General features: G+C 60.9%; 5 protein-coding genes and 1 pseudogene. 3 read left to right on the top strand and 3 right to left on the bottom strand.

Features of this window, described 5'->3' with window-relative positions:
* Positions 1-128 precede the first annotated feature (128 nt).
* The 3 genes from sphsw_RS03815 to sphsw_RS03805 are packed head-to-tail and all read right to left on the bottom strand — an operon-like array spanning position 129 to position 1,733.
* Positions 129-674 carry a DsrE family protein gene (locus tag sphsw_RS03815; protein ID WP_327195634.1) on the bottom strand — a complete coding sequence of 182 codons (546 nt, stop codon included), beginning with the start codon at positions 672-674 and terminating at the stop codon, positions 129-131.
* 28 nt (positions 675-702) lie between these two features.
* Entirely contained in the window at positions 703-1,113 is a 411-nt protein-coding gene (locus tag sphsw_RS03810) for an ArsR/SmtB family transcription factor (protein WP_031439449.1), read from the bottom strand.
* A complete protein-coding gene (locus sphsw_RS03805) occupies positions 1,110-1,733 on the bottom strand; it encodes a peroxiredoxin (RefSeq protein ID WP_031439448.1) in 624 nt (207 codons plus the stop codon). Before sphsw_RS03805 ends, sphsw_RS03810 begins: the two co-directional genes overlap by 4 nt.
* A 73-nt stretch (positions 1,734-1,806) precedes the next feature.
* Between sphsw_RS03805 and sphsw_RS03800 the strand changes: the two genes are divergently transcribed.
* The 3 genes and pseudogenes from sphsw_RS03800 to sphsw_RS20225 form a co-directional block, all read left to right on the top strand.
* Entirely contained in the window at positions 1,807-2,736 is a 930-nt protein-coding gene (locus sphsw_RS03800; RefSeq protein ID WP_031439447.1) for an MBL fold metallo-hydrolase, read from the top strand.
* Positions 2,736-3,173: a YeeE/YedE family protein gene (locus sphsw_RS03795; RefSeq protein WP_171007659.1), complete on the top strand. Its 438-nt coding sequence runs from the start codon at positions 2,736-2,738 to the stop codon at positions 3,171-3,173. The genes sphsw_RS03800 and sphsw_RS03795 overlap by 1 nt, the downstream gene beginning before the upstream one ends.
* Positions 3,173-3,268: pseudogene (locus sphsw_RS20225) on the top strand (YeeE/YedE family protein); the annotation flags it as partial. The gene sphsw_RS03795 and the pseudogene sphsw_RS20225, both read left to right, overlap by 1 nt.

Genomic DNA, 3,268 nt, shown 5'->3' with positions numbered 1-3,268 from the left:
CCGGTGCCCGGCGTCACCTGTCATCCACCACGCTGATCCCACGCGATCCTTTTTCAACAGTCTCGGTCCGGTTATGACACCAGCAGCGTTACGGGCTAGAAGACGAAACAGGAAACGTGTCGGCGTGATCAGTCGGGGATCAGTGCCCAACCACGCAGCTGCAAAGTCGCCATAGTCGTCAGCGCTGACACGTCGGTTTCGACACTCTTTTCTACGGTAGCGGGGTCGATCCCGTTTCCAATAAGAGCCTGGCTACATACCCGAACGGACACGCCCGCCTTTTTCAACGCTTCAATCAAGGCACGGTTGGGGTTCGCAGCTACTCCCGTCTTTGTCGCATAAGCGCGATCTTCGGTAACGATGGGCGTCGCTGGACCGTGGACAATCACGACGACATCGCCATGTTCTGGACGAACGCCATCGTTGCCCAGCAGGTTCAGAAAGCGAGCGACCTTCTCCAGCGATGGATTGATCTTGTCCGGCGTTGCCGCGGCCTTGGTCACATTAAACATCACACGATAGCGCAAGTTGCGATCGGGCCGTTCCACAGCACCTTCGATGGGTGTGATTGCGCCATATCCCGGTATAACCGCCTGCCCAGACACGCTGGCTAAAGCACTGACGCCGCTCATAAGTGACAAGCATCCTGCAAGAGCAATGATCGGGATACGCATCCGCTTCTTCCTTCTTCAGCCAAAATGATCAGCCAACTTTCGCAAAAACGGCCGCGCCAATGTTTTGGGGTCGAACCACGGACGGCGTCTCGCGCGATCGCACTAGGCGGGGGGCCGGGGCCGTTTGGGGAACCGACAGGTCGTCGGCTCCGAACATCGCCTCCAGGGTTCGCACGCACAGTGCGGCTGTCTCGTCGGCAAGACGGTAGTAAACCTGTTTGGCCTCCCGCCTGGTCTTAACGAGATCGGCGCGCCGCAGTTCGGCAAGCTGCTGGCTGAGCGCCGGTTGAGTCACGCCAGTGGCAGCCTCGATGTCCGCCACCTGACGTTCCCCGCCCAACAGATAGGACAGAATCATGAGCCGCTGAGGCTGCGCGAACACGCGCAGCTTCTCGACCGCGACGTCAGCAAGCGCGCGGGACTGGTGTATCGCCGTCACCGGTCGGCCTTCGTCTGGTGAAACCAGTCGGCTCCCGCGCTGCCCGGCAAGGCAGGAGGCAGCAGCACGTCGTCACCCGGCTGCCAGTCAGCGGGCGTGTAAGCCTCGCCATCAGCTGAACGCTGCAATGCCCTTACGGTGCGCAGCATCTCGTCGACAGACCGACCAACATTCATCGGATACCAGCTAAGCGCGCGGATGATGCCTTCAGGATCAATGAAGTAAGTTGCACGCACCGTTGAGGCATCGCCGGCCTGCTCGTCGAGCATGCCGTAGGCATACCCAACCGCCATCGAGGGATCCTCGATTACCGGAAATGGCACCTCGACACCAAAAACGTCGTAGATCGCGCGAAGCCAGGCGACATGAGAGTAGAGGCTGTCGACCGACAGCCCCAACAATACGCAATCCAACTGCTCGAATTGAGGGGCCGCTTTAGCCAATGCCACGAACTCGCTGGTGCAAACCGGCGTGAAGTCGGCAGGGTGCGAGAAGAACACGACCCAGCGCCCACGATACTGATCCAGCGCAATCTCGCCCTGCGTGGTGCGGGCGGTGAAGTTCGGGGCTGCATCCCCGATGCGCAGCGAGCGCGGCATGTTCGCATCCATCTTTTCCATTCTTCTTAAATGGCACGAACACCCCGTTGACGCAATACGGTTACATAACTACATAAACCGTGAGGTTGACCAAATGGAGACGGTCATGGACCCGGTTTTGAGCGAAGCCAACGCCCAGATCAGACGCGCAAAAGCGGCCGGATCGCCGGTCGTTCAGTCCTTTTTCGATGAACCTACCAACACAGCGACCTACGTCGTTTGGGACGTGGCGACGAAAAAGGCTGCGATCGTCGACAGCGTCCTCGATTTTGACGCCGCGGCTGGCCGGACCAAAACCGCGTCGGCGGATGCAGTGATCGCTTACGTGCGGGATCAGGGACTGACGGTCGATTGGCTGCTGGAAACCCATGCACATGCCGATCACCTGTCTGCGGCACCGTATCTTCAGCAGGCGCTTGGCGGGCAGCTCGCGATCGGTCGTGAGATCATCCGGGTCCAGAACGTATTTGGCAAAATCTTCAACGCCGGCACCGATTTTGAGCGCGACGGTTCCGAGTTCGACCGGCTGTTCGAGGACGGCGACCGCTTTGCCATCGGCAACATCGACGCCATTGCGCTGCATGTGCCCGGCCATACGCCGGCGGACATGGCCTATGTCATTGGCGACGCAGTCTTCACTGGGGATACGCTCTTCATGCCCGATTACGGCACCGCGCGGGCGGACTTTCCTGGTGGCGACGCACGCCAGCTATTCCGCTCGATCCGCCGGCTCATGCAGCTGCCGGACGAGACGCGCCTGTTCCTCTGCCACGACTACAAGGCGGTGGGGCGCGACGAATATGTCTGGGAAACGACTGTAGGCGCGCAGCGTGTCGGCAACGTCCATGTCCATGAAGGGGTCAGCGAAGACGACTTCGTCGCAATGCGGACCAGTCGCGACGCGACCTTGTCGATGCCCAAGCTCATCCTGCCCTCGATCCAGGTGAACATGCGCGGTGGTCATCTGCCGGAGCCGGAAGTCAACGGCACCCGCTACCTCAAGATTCCGCTGGATGCGCTGTGATGCCGGGCTTTCCCCATGCCATGCCATTCGAAGGCTTCATCGGCGGGCTGATGATCGGTGTCGCCGCGGCGATCATGCTGCTCGGAAACGGCCGCATCGCCGGAGTCAGCGGCATGTTCGCAAGGGTTTTGGGTCTTTCCGCTGGAGGCCCACCATGGGCAATCGCGCTGTTTTTCACCGCAGGTCTGCCTTTGGGCGCGGGTATTGTTGCAGCCAGCTTAGGCGTGAAGGCCAGCTTTCCGACATCGCTTTCGCTGATCGCCGTCGCCGGTCTGATCGTCGGTATCGGAACACGGCTCGGGTCCGGGTGCACCAGTGGTCACGGCGTATGCGGCCTGTCTCGCCTGTCGCCCCGGTCCATCGCCGCGACCGCTACGTTCATGGCAACCGGCGTCGTCACGGTCACGATCATGCGTCTGTCCGGGGTACTACAGTGATGCGCCAGAACCTCATTTCACTCGCCAGCGGGACGCTGTTCGGCGCCGGCCTTGTTGTCTCCGGAATGATCGATCCGGCGCGCGTACGGGCGTTC

Source organism: Sphingomonas sp. FUKUSWIS1, from assembly GCF_000733135.1.
Lineage (GTDB): Bacteria > Pseudomonadota > Alphaproteobacteria > Sphingomonadales > Sphingomonadaceae > Sphingomonas > Sphingomonas aerolata.
The sequence above is the reverse complement of the archived record's forward strand: the minus strand, read 5'-3'. Positions and strand labels throughout refer to the sequence as shown.